The organism is Limnoglobus sp. (assembly GCF_059499385.1).
Genome location: NZ_JCABYM010000134.1, coordinates 1 through 17,044, shown reverse-complemented (window position 1 = coordinate 17,044; position 17,044 = coordinate 1). Strand labels below are relative to the sequence as shown.

General features: G+C 68.7%; 13 protein-coding genes. 3 read left to right on the top strand and 10 right to left on the bottom strand.

Annotated elements, in window-relative coordinates:
* Positions 1-124 precede the first annotated feature (124 nt).
* Complete coding sequence (locus tag AC5JJ2_RS23820) at positions 125-1,564, top strand: methyltransferase domain-containing protein (protein ID WP_495860541.1); 1,440 nt, start codon at positions 125-127, stop codon at positions 1,562-1,564.
* Between the two features lie 200 nt (positions 1,565-1,764).
* Positions 1,765-2,436, top strand: a complete 672-nt coding sequence (locus tag AC5JJ2_RS23815; RefSeq protein WP_495860540.1) for a dioxygenase family protein — start codon at positions 1,765-1,767, stop codon at positions 2,434-2,436.
* Here the strand turns inward: AC5JJ2_RS23815 and AC5JJ2_RS23810 are convergent, their stop codons facing one another.
* The 10 genes from AC5JJ2_RS23810 to treZ form a co-directional block, all read right to left on the bottom strand.
* The gene (locus AC5JJ2_RS23810; RefSeq protein ID WP_495860539.1) at positions 2,437-2,997 is read right to left on the bottom strand and encodes a Uma2 family endonuclease; all 561 of its coding nucleotides are present in this window, start codon (positions 2,995-2,997) and stop codon (positions 2,437-2,439) included.
* Positions 2,998-3,047: 50 nt separating this feature from the next.
* Positions 3,048-4,070, bottom strand: coding sequence for a class I SAM-dependent methyltransferase (locus AC5JJ2_RS23805; protein WP_495860538.1), 1,023 nt, complete (start codon positions 4,068-4,070; stop codon positions 3,048-3,050).
* A 136-nt stretch (positions 4,071-4,206) separates the two neighbouring features.
* Positions 4,207-4,614, bottom strand: coding sequence for a hypothetical protein (locus tag AC5JJ2_RS23800; protein WP_495860537.1), 408 nt, complete (start codon positions 4,612-4,614; stop codon positions 4,207-4,209).
* Between the two features lie 85 nt (positions 4,615-4,699).
* Positions 4,700-5,014, bottom strand: coding sequence for a Dabb family protein (locus AC5JJ2_RS23795; RefSeq protein WP_495860536.1), 315 nt, complete (start codon positions 5,012-5,014; stop codon positions 4,700-4,702).
* Positions 5,015-5,028: 14 nt separating this feature from the next.
* The gene (locus AC5JJ2_RS23790) at positions 5,029-5,439 is read right to left on the bottom strand and encodes a hypothetical protein (RefSeq protein ID WP_495860535.1); all 411 of its coding nucleotides are present in this window, start codon (positions 5,437-5,439) and stop codon (positions 5,029-5,031) included.
* Complete coding sequence (locus AC5JJ2_RS23785) at positions 5,436-6,041, bottom strand: hypothetical protein (RefSeq protein ID WP_495860534.1); 606 nt, start codon at positions 6,039-6,041, stop codon at positions 5,436-5,438. The genes AC5JJ2_RS23790 and AC5JJ2_RS23785 overlap by 4 nt, the downstream gene beginning before the upstream one ends.
* Positions 6,042-6,180: 139 nt before the next feature.
* Positions 6,181-6,447: a hypothetical protein gene (locus AC5JJ2_RS23780; protein WP_495860533.1), complete on the bottom strand. Its 267-nt coding sequence runs from the start codon at positions 6,445-6,447 to the stop codon at positions 6,181-6,183.
* Between the two features lie 176 nt (positions 6,448-6,623).
* A complete protein-coding gene (gene treS / locus AC5JJ2_RS23775; protein WP_495860532.1) occupies positions 6,624-9,932 on the bottom strand; it encodes a maltose alpha-D-glucosyltransferase in 3,309 nt (1,102 codons plus the stop codon).
* A 113-nt stretch (positions 9,933-10,045) separates the two neighbouring features.
* Positions 10,046-12,076 (bottom strand): amylo-alpha-1,6-glucosidase, encoded by a 2,031-nt coding sequence (locus AC5JJ2_RS23770; RefSeq protein WP_495860531.1) that lies wholly within the window; start codon positions 12,074-12,076, stop codon positions 10,046-10,048.
* On the bottom strand, positions 12,073-13,950 hold the full coding sequence (gene treZ / locus AC5JJ2_RS23765) for a malto-oligosyltrehalose trehalohydrolase (RefSeq protein ID WP_495860530.1): 1,878 nt from the start codon (positions 13,948-13,950) through the stop codon (positions 12,073-12,075). The genes AC5JJ2_RS23770 and treZ overlap by 4 nt, the downstream gene beginning before the upstream one ends.
* Positions 13,951-14,039: 89 nt before the next feature.
* On the opposite strand from treZ, the gene treY reads away from it, so the two are divergent.
* On the top strand, positions 14,040-16,949 hold the full coding sequence (gene treY / locus AC5JJ2_RS23760) for a malto-oligosyltrehalose synthase (protein ID WP_495860529.1): 2,910 nt from the start codon (positions 14,040-14,042) through the stop codon (positions 16,947-16,949).
* Positions 16,950-17,044 lie beyond the last annotated feature (95 nt).

Here is a 17,044-nt window from a genome sequence, read left to right as displayed (position 1 = left end):
GGGAGGAAGCTCACCCCCCTCCCTAACCCTCCCCCCCAAGGGGGGAGGGAATAAATCCAAAACCGACCCGGCCCCGTACTCCGGACCAACCCGCCCGATCTCCCGCGAACGACGAGGGTTCCTCGTGGCCGACCCCGACGGCGAAATCCTGTACGGCGACCTGACGTTCTACCACACGCACCCGGCGCACGTCGCGGCCGTCGCCGGGCTGCGGGGCCTGCCCGTGCCGCCGGTCGAGACGTGCCGGGTGCTGGAGGTCGGCTGCGGGACCGGGTTCAACCTGCTCGCCATGAGCCGGTCGCTGCCGAACGCCCGGTTCGTCGGCGTCGATCTCTCGGAACCGCAGGTCGCGCACGGCCGGGCGATGGCCGCGAAGGTCGGCGCGACGAACATCGAGCTGCGGGCCGGCGGGCTGGAATCGCTCGACGACTCGCTCGGCGAGTTCGACTACGTCATCGCGCACGGCGTCTTCTCGTGGGTCCCGCCGGACGTGCGGGCGGCGCTGTTGACCCTGTACCGCCGCCGGCTCGCGCCGCACGGCGTCGGGTACGTCAGCTTCAACACGTACCCCGGCTGGCACTTCCGCGGGATGCTCCGCGACATCATGCTGCTGTTCCTCCCGCCCGACGCCCCGCCCCGCGAGCAACTCCGCGTCGTCAAGGAGCGGACGCGGCAGTTCCTCGCCGGCCTGCCGGACCCGGACGTGGCCTCCGCCCGCATCCTGAAGGCCGAGTTCGAGCGGGCCGACAAGTCCGCGGACTACTACGTCCTCGGCGAGTTCCTCACGCCGCACAACCGGCCGATGCTGTTCACCGAGTTCGCGGCGCTGCTCGCCGACCACGGGCTGCGGTTCCTGGCCGAGTCGCGGTTCGGCACGAACTCGTTCGCGCAACTCGGCGACGACCGCCGGGCGCTGGAAGCGGCCGACGACGACCTGGTCCGGTGCGAGCAGTACCTGGACCACCGGGTCCACGGGTACTTCCGCGAGTCGCTGATCGTCCCGGCGGGGGCGGAGCCGTCGAAGGAGGTGGACGCGGGCGTGGTGTTGACGTTCTCGGTCCACGCCGGGGTCGAGCCGGTCGGGCCGCCCGGCGACCCGGACGCGACGGAGTTCGACGCGGTCCGCCGCGGCGACGAGGCGTTGGAGGTCCGCGACCCGCTGTACCGCCGCGTCCTCCGGCGGCTGTGGGCCGCGGATTCGCCGCTCGTCCCGGCGGCGGCGTTCCGGCCGGACGTAGTCGCCGTCGTCGGGTTCGACGTGGGCGACGCGGCCATCCTGCCGCTGTTGGCGAAGGTGCTGGTGAAGGGGTTCAGCGAGGAGCTGTGGCTGTTCGCGGCCGCGCCGCCGGCGTTCGCGGCGACGCCGGGCGACCGGCCGACGGCCTGCCCCCTCGCGCGGCTGACGGCGGGCGAGACCGTGACGAACCGGCTGCACCGCCCGGTCCCGCTGACGCCGGACGAGCGGGCCGTGTTGACGCGGCTCGACGGTCGCACGACCCGCGGCGAGATCGGGGCGGACGCGGTTATCGCGAAGTTGGCGAAGGCCGCGCTGTTGGAGGGTTAGTAAACTCCCGACCCTGGGACCGCGGGCGTCCCGCCCGCCACGGCCCCAGCCGCGTGAGGCGGGTCCCCGATACTGGGAAGGTGGGCGGGCGGGACGCCCGCGGTCCCAGGGGTTTGAAACCGACTAGTAACACGTCTCATGGTCGGTTCATTCCCGTTTACTATTTCATCAGGGTCCGGTCCCCTTCCAGGAGTTTTCGCATGTCCTCCCACATCGTCCCCGTGTCCCGGCGGTTGTTCCTCGGCTCGGCCGCCCTCGGCGGGCTGTCCCTGTTCACCCCCGGCGTGTTCGCCGAGGAACTGACCCGCACGCCGAAGCAGACGGAAGGCCCGTTCTATCCGAACAAGTTGCCGCTCGACACCGACAACGACCTGATCGTCGTGAACGACGGCCTCACCCCGGCCGTCGGCGAGGTCACGCACCTGACCGGCAAGGTGCTGGACGCGAAGGGGAACCCGCTCAAGAACGCGCTCGTGGAGATTTGGCAGTGCGACGCGAATGGCGTCTACCTGCACACCCGCGACAGCGACGGGAAGAAGGACCAACAGGACAAACACTTCCAGGGGTTCGGCCGGTTCCTGACCGGCTCGACCGGGGAGTACTACTTCCGGACGATCAAGCCGGTCGAGTACCCCGGCCGCGCGCCGCACATCCACGTCAAGGTCAAGCAGGGGAAGAAGGAGTTGCTGGTGACGCAGTTGTACGCGAAGGACCAGAAGGCGCGGAACGAGAAGGACGGCATCTACATGGGGATCAAGGACGTGAAGGCCCGCGCGTCGGTGACGGCGGACTTCGCGAAGGTGAAGGACTCGAAGGTCGGCGAGCTGATGGCGAACTTCGTGATCGTCCTCGGCGCGACGCCGGCGGGGTGATTACAGGCCGAAGAGTTTCTTGACGGGGACGGCGAAGCCGGGCAGCACGTCGGGGACGACGAGGGCGTCCCCGTTGTCGAAGATTTGTTGCAGCTCGTCCTTGCGGTAGACGGATGCCGTCGCCGACTCGGGGTCGAGTACGACGACGGCGAGGACGCCGGCCTGGAGGTACTCACCGACCTTGATGAAGATTTTCGACCAGTCGTTCGACGGCGACATCACTTCGACGGCCAGTTCGGGCACGATGTCGGAGAGGCCCTTCGGTGCCCGCCCCTTCGGCATCCGCGAGAAGCTGACGAACAGCACGTCCGGCCCGCGAACGCAGTCCGGGTTTCGTCGGGTAAGGACGAATGTGTCGTTCGAGCAGACGCGGCCGAGGTCGTTGTCGATCACAAAGTTACCGATCTCACACGCGATACTTGCACAAAGTTCCCCGTGGCGCACGGACGGCACAGTATCCACCCAGACGACAATACCGTCTACCAACTCGGCGTGATGATCCTCGTGCTTGGCGAAGAACTCTTCGGCCGTAAGGAGGCGTGGAACTGGGGTCGCGTTCATGGAAAGGAAGATAGCAACGGGCGTAAGTGCTTCGCCAGAGCAGTTCCCCGCTACTTCACCGCCAGCACCGCGTCGATCGGCGCGCTAGTGCGGCAGCCCGTCACCTCCGCGAACCCGGCGGCCTTTAGCAACTGCTCGTACTCGCCGAGCGTCCGCTCGCGGCCCTCGGTACACGTCAGCATGTTCAGGTCCTGCATCGACGCCCAACTCGGCCCGGCCTTGTCGTCGTGGAGCATCTTTTCTGCGATCAAGAGGCCGCCGCCGGGCGGCAGCGCGGCGTGGACCTTCTTCAAGAGCGTCGCGCACTTCTCGGCCGTCCAGTCGTGCAGGATGCGGCCGAGGGCGTACAGGTCCGCCGGCGGCAGGGCGTTCTCGAAGAAGTCCCCGGTGACGACCTGAATGCGGTCCTTCACCGGTGAGCGGCCGACGACCTCGTTCGCCACCGGCACGGCGGCCGGCAGGTCGAAGACGACGCCCCGCAGCTGCGGCCACCGCTGGCACAGCGCGATGGTCAGGTGGCCGGTCGCGCCGCCGAGGTCGGCGACGGTCCGGAACCGCGACAGGTCGAAGGCGTTCGCGACGTGCGGCGAACTGAGGACGCCGAACCCGTGCATGCCCATCAGGAACTCGCGCTTGCGGGCGTCCGTCTGGAAGAAGTTGTTGAAGATCGGCCCGTCCGTGCCGTAGGTCTGCTTCCACCGGTGCGTGCCCTCCCGCACCGCGTCCTCGAGGTTCGCCCAGAGCTTCCAGATCACGTCGTTCGAGTACCGGATGTACCCGGTCATCTGCATCGGGCTGCTGGACACGAGATAAGCGTCCGCGGCCGGGGTGTTCGCGTACCGGTCGCCGTCGCGGGTCAATAGGCCGAGGCCGACGAGCGCGTTCAAGAGTCGGGTCAGCGTGTCGGCGTCGGCCTTGATGATACTCGCGAGATCATTCGCGGCCTTCGGCCCGGCGGCGAGGGCGTCGAAGACGCCGAGCGAGACGCCGGCGAACATCGCCTTCGACCGGCGGAACGCTTCGATGTAGTCGAGGACGCGGCTCGCGTCCGGCGGGGTGAGGTCGGTGGCCATGCGTGACGTTCCCGGTGGATCAAGGGTCGAGACGAGTTTATTTAGCCGCCGGCTTGCCGGCGGGGTTGGGGAGTCGCTAACCCCGCCGGCAAGCCGGCGGCTATATACGGTTGGGTCCACGGGCGACCGGGAGAGGTCAGGACGGCTTCGCGGCCTCTTCCCACAGCAGGTCGCGGCAGCCGAAGTAGAGGTCGGAGCCGCGGAAGTCGTGGACGCCGGGCCGCTCGTTCGGCTGCAGCGACCACGAGTCGAGCGTCACGAAGAACTGCGACTGGAAGTACCCGAAGTGCGCGTCCGGGACGCGGCCGATGACGCCGCCGGGCCGCTTCTGGAACCGCAGCTCCTCGACGGCGACGAGCCGCAGCTTCAGGCGGACCGGCTTCGGCTCGTCGCTCAGGTTCTTGATCGTCGGCGTCACCCGCATCAACAGCTCGATGTCGAGTTGCCCCTTGCGGTACGCCTGCTTGACGCGGAGCAGCCGCGCCCCGGCGAACTTGTACCGCCGGGAGAAGGTCGGCAGGTCTTGCGGGATGAGGGTGTTCATAGCAATTCCGTGGAACCCGGAGCGGTAGCGACGGGGTGTGAGAGCTGATCCGACACCCCGTCGCTACCGCTCCGGGTTCCACATCTCACACGTAGGAATCGAACACGCGGACCTTCGCCCACGTCGCCTTGTTCTCGGCGATGAACACGTTGTGCGTCGCGTCGTCCTGGTAGGCGTCGTGGGCGGCCTTGCTCTCGAACACGAGGTGCAGGCCCACGTCCCAGTCCTGATCGTTCACCTCGCGGGCCAACTCCTTGCACAGCGGCCCGGCGGCGAAGAACACGATGCCGGGCTGCACGTTCAGGTACTTCCGGCACGCGGCGACGAGCGCGTCCACGGTCGCCGGCGTGGATTCCTTCAGCTTGAAGAAGACGTTGTGGGCGAGGCGCAGGGAGGCCATCGAAAGTTCTCCGGTTACACGTCGGGGATGTCTAAGTCGTCGGTCGGGTCGGCCGCGGCTTTCGGCAACGGCGGCGGGATCGTCACGTTCGCGAACACGTCTTCTAGCTGCTGCACCACGCCAAGTAGGGACGCGGCCGCCATCTCGTAGTTGGTGTGCGGGGAGAACGCCCGGAAGTTGTCGCGGAAGTAGTGCGCCGCCCGGCGGACCTTCCCGACCTTCCCCTTCAGCCGCCGCAGGTACTCCGGCACATCGCCCCGCTGGAACGCGGGTTCCACGGCCCGGATCGTGTCGTACAGCGTCCGCGGCACGTCGAGCATCTCCGGGCTGTCTTGAATCTCGTCCGCGTGCTTCAGAAACGTCCGCACCATCCAGGCGTGCGCGAGGATCGTGGTCAGCCGCGCGACCGCCTCGTCCGGCGTCACGACCCGGCCTCCGTCGGTTGCGTCACCGGCGGCTTCGGGGCCGGCGGCTTCGCGGCCTCGGCCGCCTCCTTCGAGTACAGCACGAGGAACGTCCCGGCCGCGACGAGCAGGATGCCGACCGGCAGGTGCCACGACGGGACGGTGAACCCGAAGTGGAACGGGTCGCCGGGTTGCGGGTGCCACACGAGGCTGAGCAGCGTGTTGATGAGCGGGGCGAGGCAGAAGATCATGGGGGCGATGTAAATCCGGTACGTCGCGAGGTTGGCCAGTTGCTCGGCCTTCGCCTGATCGACGGCCGCCTTGCTCGCGAAGATGACGGCGATCGCCCCGACCGCGCCCATCACCCCGGCCAGGCTGCTGAACACGAGGCCGGTCGATTTCCACGTCGGCGTGGCGTCGTCGCGGGTGGACATCATGGCGAGCGGGATCAGGACGGCCATGACGAAGTACGCCCCGCCGACGCACAGGATGGACGCCAGCCGCCCGCCGAGCGGGGCCTTCGGGTTCCCGAGTTCCTGCCCGCCGTAGAAGATGATGGGAACGTAAGTTCCCCACGCCAGCCCGGCCACGATCACGTACACCCACCACGGCTGATTCGTCATCGGCGTCGTCCCTTCGCGGTTCGCGTCTCGAAGGGATAGTGTAGCGGCGGGCCGGTGCTTTCAACCGCGACGGCCGGTGCGCAAAAAAATCACCCGCCGGTTGCCCGGCGGGTGACTGCGAGTCTAACCCGGTTGCGAGTTAGACCAGTGCTTCGTGCTCCGACACTTCCGGGAGGGACACCCAAATCGCGTCCTCGACCGCGACCCGCACCTGCTCGACGGACGGCAATCGGCCGCCGTTCTTGTACACGACGAGCCGGTGATCGACTTCCACGTCGAATTCGCTGTACCGGCCGTCCGCGACGACCGCGTCCACGCCGTCCTCGCGGAGGGCTTCCACGACGTGGTCCGTGTGGTCCAAAATCGTCCAGGTGACCGGGCACCGGTAGATGACAACGGAGTGCATGGCCGACCCTCCAAGTATCGAAAAACCTACCCAAGTGCCGGGATTATCGGCCCGGCGGCCGGTTGGTCAGTAGGTGAAAGTTGAAGTCGCAATCAACGTGCCAGACGGCGAAAAAAGTGCCGGCCGCGCCCGCCGGGGCGAGCCGGAAGGTGTGCGCGGCCGGGTGGTGGCCAGAATCAGGTCAGGGTGTTCAAAATGAACCGGAGCGGGATCGCGGCCCACGCCGGCTTCCAGGTGAGGAAGTAGTCCACCTCGAGCAGCGCCTTCTCCAGCATGAGCAGCCCGAGGTTCAACTCCGTCCCGTGCGGCGTCGTCGGAAGCAGGGCCGGCACGCCCGGCGTCGCCAGGTAGCCCGCCACGAACTCCCGCTCGGCCACGTTCACCCATGCGTCGGCCCACGGCTCCAGCGTGTGAACGTCCTCCGGCCGGATGACGCCCAGCGACTGGTCGCGGGGGTCGTCGGCCCGGTACAGGACCATCCGCGCGGCCCGCTCGAACGACCGGAACATGGACGCCAGGTCCCGCAGCGGCGACCGCTTGATCCGCCGGTCGCTGATCGGCCGGCCGCTGTCCCCCTCGAAGTCGATGAGCACGAAGTCGCCGCCGGTGAACAGCAACTGGTCCAGGTGGTAGTCGCCGTGCGTGCGGATGCGCTGGCCGTCGATGGCCGGGTCCAGGCACGCGCGGAACCGGTCGAGCAACTGTTCCCGCGCCGCGAGGAACCGCTCGGCCAACTCCCGCACGTCCTCCGGCAGGGCGGGCCGGGCCTGTTCGAGGCGGATCGCCACGAACGCCGTCACGTTCCGCATCGTCTGGTAGACGGACCGGCGGTAGGTCTTCGAGAAGGGCTCCGGGGCGAACGCCGGGTTGCCCGTCGGCGCGCCGACGGCGGCGTGGATCGCGGCCGTCGTCCGGCCGAGCTGCCCGGCCCAGTGCCGGAACGCGCCCATGAGTTCGAGCAGTTGCCCGGCCCCGTCCTCGACGACCGGGTCCAACCGGGGCCGCACCGGCGGCAGCGGGTGCCGCTGCTCCTGCGACAGCGCCGCGACCCGCTCGTAGAAGAGGCTGAGTTGGTCGAGCGCGAGCTGCCACGCCGTCCCCTGGTTCGGGACGTACTGGTGCAGGACGGCCAGCGTCGCCGGCTCCGCGCCGGGCCGCCGCCACTCGATGTGCCCGGCCAGCGGCGCGACCGGCGGGTGCGCGTTCGCCAGGTGCTGGGAGATTTCCAGGTCCGGGTTGATCCCGTCCTCGATCCGGCGGAACGACTTGAACATGAGCCGCCGGCCGAACCGCACGGACAGGTTGTTCCGGTCGCTGAACGTCACGGCCGGGGCGTCCTCCCGCTCTTCTGGCTCGAACAGGTCCTCCGCATCCGCGTCCCGCTTGCACCGGACGCTGCCGCCGCCGGGGACGGGCAGGACGCGGTTGTTCCGCATCGCGGCGACCACCGCCGCCGAGTAGTCGGCCAGCGCCAGCGCGTCGATCAGCCGGCCCGGCCGCGGGCCGCGGACGGCCGCCACCGTCATCTGCTCGGCCGGCCGTAACAGCACGTCCTCCGCGTCGTCGGGCAGGAACGTGACCGGCAGGAAGATCGTTTCCGGCACGCCGCTGCGGAACTCGACCTTCACGATCAACAGCCGCACGTCCCGCTCGCCGAGCTTCATCGGGAACGATTGCAGGAGGCGGCAGGCGGTGATGACCGCCTTCGCGCCGCCGGGCTGCCGGGACTGGAGGAACTCCGGCAGGACGCGCTCCAGGTCGTCCTGGGCGGTCGCGTCGGTCAGTTCCGTCCAGGCGTCCTTCACCTTCACCGTCGGGACCGTCGGCGGCTCGGCCGCGGCCGCCGCCGCCCGCTTCGTCAGCGCGAACCAGTAGAACCCGTGCGGGCCGAGCGTCAGCGGGTACGGCCGGTCCGTCACCGGCGGGAACCGGGTGCCGCCGAACAACTCCTGCGGCTCCAGCCCGGCCGCGTCCCGCAGGTCGAGTTCGACGTGCTGCACGAACCGCGACAGGTTCACCACGACCAGGATGACTTCCTCCTCGAACAGCCGGGCGAACGCCAGCACCTTCGCGTTGTCGCACTTCAGGAACTCGACACTGCCCCTTCCGAACGCCCGGAACCGCTTCCGCAGGGCGATCAGCCGCTTCGTCCACCAGAGCAGGGAGCTGGGGTTGTTCTGCTGGCCCTCGACGTTGAGCGCCTCGTAGTGGTACTCCGGGTCGATGATGATCGGCAGGTAGAGCCGCTGCGGGTTGGCCCGGCTGAACCCGGCGTTCCGGTCGGCGCTCCACTGCATCGGCGTGCGGACGCCGTTGCGGTCGCCGAGGTAGATGTTGTCCCCCATGCCGATCTCGTCGCCGTAGTAGACGACCGGCGTGCCGGGCAGGCTGAAGAGCAGGGCGTTCATCAGCTCGATCCGGCGACGGTCGTTCCGCAAGAGCGGCGCGAGCCGGTGGCGGATGCCGAGGAACAGCTTCGCCTGCCGGTCGGTCGTGTACGCCCGCCACATGTAGTCCCGCTCCTCGTCCGTCACCATCGCGAGCGTCATCTCGTCGTGGTTCCGCAGGAACAGGCACCACTGGGCCGCGTCCGGGATCGGCGGCGTCTGGGCGAACATGTCCGTGATCGGGAACCGGTCCTCCTGGTGGACGGCCATGAACAGCCGCGGCATGAGCGGGAAGTGGAACGCCATCTGGCACTCGTCGCCGTCGCCGAAGTACGCGACCATGTCCTCCGGCCAGGCGTTCGCCTCGCCGAGGAACATGCGGTTCGGGAACCGCTCATCGACGTGCTTCCGCAGCGCCTTCAGGAACGCGTGCGTCTCCGGCAGGTGCTCGCAGGACGTGCCCTCCCGCTCGTACAGGAACGGCACGGCGTCGAGCCGCATCCCGTCCACGCCGAGGCCGAGCCAGAAGTCCACGACCGGGAAGATGGCGTCCCACACGGCCGGGTGGTCGTAGTTCAGGTCCGGCTGGTGGCTGTAGAACCGGTGCCAGTAGTACTGGTGCGCGACCGGGTCCCACGCCCAGTTCGAGTGCTCGAACTCCGGGAACATGATCGGCACGCCGGGGTATTTGTCCGGGGTGTCGCTCCAGACGTAGAAGTTCCGCTCGTGGCTCCCCTTCGGCGCGCGGCGCGCCCGTTGGAACCACGGGTGCTGGTCGGACGTGTGGTTGATGACCAGCTCGGTGATGACCCGCATGTCCCGGCGGTGGGCCTCGGCGAGGAACGTCTTGAAGTCGTCGAGCGTGCCGTACTGCGGGTTGACGGTCATGTAGTCGGCGATGTCGTACCCGTCGTCCTTCAGCGGCGACGGGTAGAACGGCAACAGCCAGACTGCGGTGACGCCGAGGTCCTGGAGGTAGTCGAGCTTCTGGGTGAGGCCGGGGAAGTCGCCGAGGCCGTCGCCGTCGCTGTCGTGGAACGCGCGGACGTGCAGTTCGTAGATGACGGCGTCCTTGTACCAGAGCGGATCATCGAACATCGGCGACCGGGGGTGTGGGGGCTGTCATTTTGCATTTTTCATTGGTCATTTTGAATTGGTTCAAAATTCTAATGGACCGAACCAATTCAAAATGACCAATGAAAAATGCAAAGTTAGGACTCGGACTGCACGAGGCAACGCGCGACCTCGGCGACGCTCCATGCCTGGGCGACGCACGCCCGCGGGGCGAACGGCGGGTCGGCGTCGAACACCTCGCTGATGCTGCCGACGCACGCCTCCGACAGGTGGCTCTCGAACCCGGCGAGCAACGGGCGGGCGTCGCCCTTGTGAACCTTCTTCCAGGCGTCGATGTACGGCCCGATCAGCCAGCCCCAGACCGTCCCCTGGTGGTAGGCCGCGTCCCGCGCCCGCAGGTCGCCGTAGTACTTCGACTTGTAGTCCGGGTGGCCCGCCGCGAGCGACCGGAGGCCGACCGGCGTGAGCAGCTTCTTCTCCACTACGTCCAGCACCGCCGCCCACCGGCTCGGGTGCAAGACCGGGTACGGCAGCGAGATCGCGAACACCTGGTTCGGCCGGCACGCCGGGTCGTGGCCGCCCTCGCCGTCGATCACGTCGAACAGGCAGCCGGTTGCCGGGTTCCAAAAGCGCTCGTTGAACGAGGAATGCGTCCGGGCCGCTAGCCTCTCGATCCGCGCCACCTCCGGGTCGTTCTCCTCCCGCAGCCACCCGGCGAGCACGGAGAGCGCGTTGAACCAGAGGGCATTGATCTCGACCGCCTTGCCCCGCCGCGGCGTGACGACCCAGTCGCCGACCTTCGCGTCCATCCAAGTGAGTTGATAGCCCTCCGCTCCCTGCGTCAGCAGGTCGTCGTTCGGATCGACGCGGATGCCGAAGTCGCAGCCCGCCTCATGCTGGGAAACGATGTTCCTCAAAATCGGCAACAGCGTGCGCAACGTGTCGCGGTCGTCGGTGGCGGCCACGTACCGGCTGAGGGCGTGGAAGAACCAGAGCGTCGCGTCGGCCGTGTGGTACACGCCCTTGTTCTCGCCGTCCGGGAAGTAGTTCGGGATCAGGCCGTTGCGGACGTGGGCGGCGAACGTCCGTAGGATCGACCGCGCCTCCGCGTGCCGGCCGGTCACGAGCGTCAGCCCTTCCAGGCTAATCATCGTGTCCCGGCCCCAGTCGGTGAACCAGTGGTAGCCCGCGATCACGGTGCGGGCCTCGTCCCCGGCGGCCTGCGCGCGGGCGATGTCCTCGTTCCGGCCGGCCGGGGTGATGACGAACTGGTCCGCGGCGAGGACGAGTTCCGCCCCGAAGCCGGACCGCAACGCCGGGTTCGCCTGCGCGACGAGCCGCTTCCGCCGCTCGATCTCGGACGCGAGCACCTGGTCCGCCGGGATCGCGAGGAACCGGTCCCACGGCTCCGTGGACGCACTCAGCGTGACGGTCTCGCCCGCCAGCAGGTTGACGCGGAACTGGCCGGGGCTGTAGAGCGTGCCGACGCCCTCGTACCCGCGGTTCTCCTCGACGCGGAACATCACGTCCGGGACGAGCACGCCGTCGAGCGTCAGGGCCGCGCCGTCGCCGTCGAGCTTCAGCCGTAGTTTCGGGACGTGCTCGCCCTCGCCGCCGATCTCGTACCGGCCCTCGGTCGCCGTCAGCGTGTACGGCCCGTTCATCGTCGTGCTGACGGGCGCGTCGTAGTCGCGGAAGTGGACCGACGGCCGCAGCTTCAACCGGACCGGGCCGGGGCCGGACACGATCCGGTACATCAGGTGGACGGTGTTGTGGCGGTACGGCATGAACAGCCGCTTCTCGATGACGTGCCCCTTCGCCTCGTACCGCCAGACCGGGAGGCCGGCTTCGAGGCGGAACTCCTTGAGCATGTCGGCCCCGTGAACGTCCAGCGCGCCGCCGACCCGCTCGACGCCGCCGACCTTCTCGACCGTCCAGTCGGCGAACCGGAACGTCTCGGTCAGGTGGTTGAACATCATCAGCCGGCCGAGCGGGGCGGGGTGCGCGGCCGTCAGCAGCCCGTGGTAGCGGCGGGTGGCCGCCCCGCAGAGCGTGCCGCAGGCGAACCCGCCGAGGCCGTTGGTGACGAGCCACTCACGGTCGAGCAGCCGCGACAGGTCGAGGCCGGAGATGAGGCGGGTGGGAAGTTCGGGGTGGGGGTCGTTCATCGTGACGATTCCGAAGGGACGGGTCGGAGGACGGTCGCGGACTCGCCGGGCAGCCGCCACCCGGCGTCCGGCGTGTCCGGCAGGTAGACGCCGGACCCGCCGTACTCCGGCGCGTCCGTCGAGAGGGCGACCTCCCAGGCGTGGCCGACGGGCGGCGCGAGCAGCGGCTCCGGGCAGGTGGTCAGCGGCAACTCGCGGTCCAGGTTCACGACGAGCAGCCGGTCCCGGCCGTCCGGCTGGAAGTACCGCAGGGCGAACGCCCGCGGGCCGAGGACGGCCCCGTCCAGGCCCCGCGGCCGCTGCGCCCGGAACGCCGGGTCGGTCCGCCGCAGGGCGAGCAGGTCCTTCGTCAGCCGGTACGCCGCGGCGTTCGTTTCCCGCTCGCGGAAGTCGAGCTTGCACTTCCGGAACGTCTCCTCGGAAATCGGCGACGCGAACCGGGCCTGCATGTCGGGGTCCTTCAGGCTCTCGAACTGCTCGAGGAACTCGGCCCGCCCGGCGACGATCTTCTCGCCGAGTTCCGGGACGTGGTTCGCGAAGAACAGGAACGGCGACGAGGCCGCGAACTCCTGCCCCTGGAACAGCATCGGCGTCCCCGGCAGCAGCAGCGTCAGCGCGTGCAGGGCGCGGTACCGGCCGGGGCTGGTCCGCTGGTGGACCCGCAGGCCGAGGGCCGAGTTCGCGACCTGGTCGTGGTTCTCCAGGAAGTTGATGAACGCCGCGGGCGGCAGGTCGAGGCCCGGCCGGCCCCGCCGCTGCTCCTGCCACGAATACCACTGGCCCTGGTAGAGGTAGCCGTACTTCGCGGCCGACACGAACTCCTGCGGGTCGCCGCGGTAGTCCTTGTAGTACGCCTCCCGTCGGCCGGTGAGGGCGACGAGCGCGGAATGGTGGTAGTCGTCGTTCCACAGCGCGTCGAGGCCGTACCCGCCGCGGTCGAGCGGCCGGCACAACTCGGAGTGCTGCACCTCGTTCTCGTTGACGACGATCGTGGCCCGCCCCTTCGCAGCTTTCCTTACCGCGCGGCCGATGTCCGCGAGGATGTGCTCGTTCGGCGGGGCGTCGTCGTAGACGTTCTGCGTCGCATCGAGCCGCAGGCCGTCCAGGTGGAACTCGTCGATCCAGTACGCCGCGTTCGCGACGAAGTATTCCCGGACCGGGCCGCTGTTCGGGCCGTCGAAGTTGATGGCCGCGCCCCAGTCGGTCTTGTGCCGGTCGGTGAAGTAGTCCTTCGCGAACTGGCCGAGGTAGTTCCCGTCCGGGCCGAGGTGGTTGTAGACCACGTCGAGAATCACGCCGAGGCCGAGGGCGTGGGCCGCGTCCACGAAGCGGCGGAAATCATCGGGCGACCCGTACAGCCGCGTCGGGGCGAACGGGTTGACGCCGTCGTAGCCCCAGCCGAAGTTCCCGCAGAAGTCGTTGACCGGCATCACTTCGAGACAGGTGATGCCCGCGTCGGCCAACTCCTTCAACTGTTCCTGGGCCGCCGCCCACGTCCCCGCCGGCGTGAACGTGCCGACGTGCAGCTCGTACAGCACCTGGCCTTCGAGTTTGACGCCCTTCCAGTTGGAATCGGTCCAGCGGAATTCGAACGGATCGACGACCTCCGACGATCCGTGAGGCCCCTCGGGTTGGAACCGCGACATCGGGTCCGGGAACGGCCCGTCGCCGTCGAGGCCGAACCGATAGCGGGTTCCGGCCGGGGCGCGGGGGACTAGTAATGAGAAGTAGCCATTCCCTTCCGCCCCCATCGCCAGGGTTCGATCATCGAAATGAAGGGTAACGGCCTTGCGGTCCGGTGCCCACACCCGGAAGTGGGTCGCGGCGTCGGCGGTGAGTTCGGCCCCGATCGGGTAGCGGCGAGCGTGGTTCATGGCGGCGTCTTCCGAAGCAAATCGCGTGCCCCGGCCGGCTTCGGCACGGCAGTTGTATCTCTGGGTCTCACCAACGAAATGGGGTTCCCGTGATCGACGACCTTGTCCGGCGGGCGACAACGGCGGCCGCGGCCCGCCCGCGGCCGGAGGCCACGTACCGGTTGCAGTTCCACGCCGGGTTCACGTTCCGGGACGCCGCCGCCCTCGCCCCGTACCTCCGCGACCTCGGCGTGACGCACGTTTATTCGTCCCCGTACATGAGGGCAAGGCAGGGCAGCACCCACGGGTACGACATCGTAGACCACCGGGCGCTGAACCCGGAGATCGGCAGCCCCGAGGACTACGAGGCGTTCGTCGCCGCGCTACACGAGCACGGCCTGCGGCAAATCCTCGACATCGTGCCGAACCACATGGGGGTGGCGACGAACGACAACCCGTGGTGGACGGACGTGCTGGAGAACGGCCCGGCGTCGCGGTTCGCGGAGCACTTCGACATCGCGTGGCTGGCCCCGGCCCGGCCGGAGCACCAGAACCGCGTCCTGCTCCCGGTCCTCGGCGCGACCTACGGCGAGACGCTAGAGGCCGGCCAGCTGCGTGTGCTGTTCGACGGCGGCGCGTTCTGGGTCGGGTACCACGACCGCCGGTTCCCGCTCGCGCCCCGCAGTTACGCCGCCATCCTGGACTTCGACCTCGACGCGTTGAAGGAGCAACTCGGCCCGGAACACGCCGCGGTCCTGGAGTACCAGAGCATTCTCACCGCCATCGGCCACCTGCCGGACCGCACGGAGACCGACCCGGCGAAGGTGGCCGAGCGGCAGCGGGAGAAGGAGATCGTCAAGCGGCGGCTGGCCGACCTCACGGCGAACACGCCGGAGGTGCTGGCGTTTGTCGAACGGAACGTCGCCGCCATCAACGGCGACCCGGCCGACCCGCGGAGCTTCGACCGACTGGACGAGCTGCTGCAACGTCAGTGTTACCGGCTCGCGTTCTGGCAGGTCGCCAGCGACGAGATCAACTACCGCCGGTTCTTCGACATCAACGACCTCGCCGCCCTCAGCATCGAGCGGCCGGAGGTGTTCGACGCCGCCCACGACCTCGTGTTCCGGCTGCTGACCGAAGGCAAGATCGACGGCGTGCGGATCGACCACCCGGACGGCCTGTTCGACCCGAAGCAGTACTTCCGCCGGTTGCAAAAGAGCTACCTCTGCCACCTCGCGCGGCAGGGGTTCGACGGCGACTGGAAGGCGGTCGCGGACGAGGTGGGGCAGGGGATCGACGCGGTCCTCGACGGCGGCGGGAAGCCGCTGTACGCCGTCGCGGAGAAAATCCTCGGCGCGACCGAGCCGCTGCCGGACGACTGGCCGGTCCACGGCACGAGCGGGTACGAGTTCCTGAACGTGGTGAACGGCCTGTTCGTGGACCGCACGGCCGAGGCCGCGTTCTCGCAACTGTACCGCGAGTGGACGGACGAGTCGGTCCGGTTCAAGGAGATGGTCTACCGGTGCAAGCGGCTTATCCTTCAGACGGCCCTGGCCAGCGAACTGCACACCCTCGCCCGGCAGCTCGACCGGCTGGCGCAGAAGGGGCGGCGGTCGCGGGACTTCACCCTCAACAGCCTCCGGGACGCGCTGCGGGAGGTGATCGCCAGCTTCCCGGTCTACCGGTCGTACATCGCGGACGCCGTCCACGACACCGACCGCGCCATGATCGGCCTCGCCGTCCGTCGGGCCACGACCCGCAACCCGCTCACCGGCCGGCCCCTGTTCGACTTCATCCGCCGGATGCTGTTGCTGGAATATCCCGACGGCGCGACCGACGACGACAAGGCGGAGCAGCGGCGGTTCGTCGGAAAGTTCCAGCAGGTGACCAGCCCGGTCATGGCGAAGGGGCTGGAGGACACGCTGTTCTACCGGTTCAACCGGCTCGTCTCGCTGAACGAGGTCGGCGGCGACCCCGGCCGGTTCGGCACGTCCGTCGAGGCGTTCCACCGGTTCAACGCGGACCGCGCGGCGAAGTGGCCGCACGCGCTGTCGCCGCTGTCCACGCACGACACGAAGCGGAGCGAGGACGTGCGGGCGCGGCTGAACGTGCTGACGGAACTGCCGGACGAGTGGGGCCGGGCCGTGCGGCAGTGGGCGGCGCTGAACGCCCGGCACAAGCAGACGTTCGAGGACGGCCCGGCCCCGGACCCGAACGAGGAGTACCTCCTGTACCAAACGCTCGTCGGCGCATGGCCGCTGGAACCGTGTTCGGATTCCGAGTACGCGGCGTTCGTGGCGCGCATCCAGGCTTACGCCTTCAAGGCGCTGCACGAGGCGAAGGTGCGGTCGAGCTGGGTGAACCCGAACACCGAGTACGACGCGGCCGTGAAGGAGTTTATCGCGAAGGTGCTGGACCGCGACGGGAACGCCGAGTTCCTCGCCGAGTTCCGGCCGTTCCAGGAGAAGGTCGCCCGCTTCGGGTTGGTGAACTCGCTCGCACAGACGCTCCTGAAGCTGACCGCCCCTGGCGCGCCGGACACGTACCAGGGGACGGAGCTGTGGGACTTCAGCCTCGTGGACCCGGACAACCGCCGGCCGGTGGACTACGACTGTCGCCGGAAGCTGCTCGCCGAGGTCCAGGCCGCCAACGCCCGCGACTTGACCGGGAACATGGCGGACGGCCGGATCAAGCTGTTCGTCACGCACCGGGCGCTGGTCGCGCGGCGGGACAACCCCGGATTGTTCTCCGAAGGTGAATATCAACCGCTGGTCGCCGAAGGAAGTGCGGCGGATCACGTCGTCGCGTTCGCCCGCGTCCGCGGCGGCCGGGCGGCGGTCGTCGTCGTCCCGCGGCTGACGGCCCGCCTCGACGAGGGTTGGGGTGACACCCGATTGTCAGTCCCGCCCGGCAACTGGCGGTGTGCCTTCACCGGCGCGACGCGGGCGTTCACCGACAACGTTCCGGTTGCCGAGCCGTTTGCCGATTTCCCCGTCGTGCTTTGGTTGCGCGACCCGTAGTAGACTTTCCAGGCTGAATGGGTGGGTGGCCGGGGTTCGTGGTTTTGTTCCCTCCCCCCTTGGGGGGGAGGGTTAGGGAGGGGGGTGAGTTCCCT

Bases quoted from the DNA above. Each gene is read 5' to 3' on its own strand.
- AC5JJ2_RS23770 (WP_495860531.1), bottom strand. From the start codon at position 12,076: ATGAACGACCCCCACCCCGAACTTCCCACCCGCCTCATCTCCGGCCTC.
- AC5JJ2_RS23810 (WP_495860539.1), bottom strand. From the start codon at position 2,997: ATGAACGCGACCCCAGTTCCACGCCTCCTTACGGCCGAAGAGTTCTTC.
- treZ (WP_495860530.1), bottom strand. From the start codon at position 13,950: ATGAACCACGCTCGCCGCTACCCGATCGGGGCCGAACTCACCGCCGAC.
- AC5JJ2_RS23785 (WP_495860534.1), bottom strand. From the start codon at position 6,041: ATGACGAATCAGCCGTGGTGGGTGTACGTGATCGTGGCCGGGCTGGCG.
- treS (WP_495860532.1), bottom strand. From the start codon at position 9,932: ATGTTCGATGATCCGCTCTGGTACAAGGACGCCGTCATCTACGAACTG.
- AC5JJ2_RS23780 (WP_495860533.1), bottom strand. From the start codon at position 6,447: ATGCACTCCGTTGTCATCTACCGGTGCCCGGTCACCTGGACGATTTTG.
- AC5JJ2_RS23795 (WP_495860536.1), bottom strand. From the start codon at position 5,014: ATGGCCTCCCTGCGCCTCGCCCACAACGTCTTCTTCAAGCTGAAGGAA.
- AC5JJ2_RS23805 (WP_495860538.1), bottom strand. From the start codon at position 4,070: ATGGCCACCGACCTCACCCCGCCGGACGCGAGCCGCGTCCTCGACTAC.
- AC5JJ2_RS23815 (WP_495860540.1), top strand. From the start codon at position 1,765: ATGTCCTCCCACATCGTCCCCGTGTCCCGGCGGTTGTTCCTCGGCTCG.
- AC5JJ2_RS23800 (WP_495860537.1), bottom strand. From the start codon at position 4,614: ATGAACACCCTCATCCCGCAAGACCTGCCGACCTTCTCCCGGCGGTAC.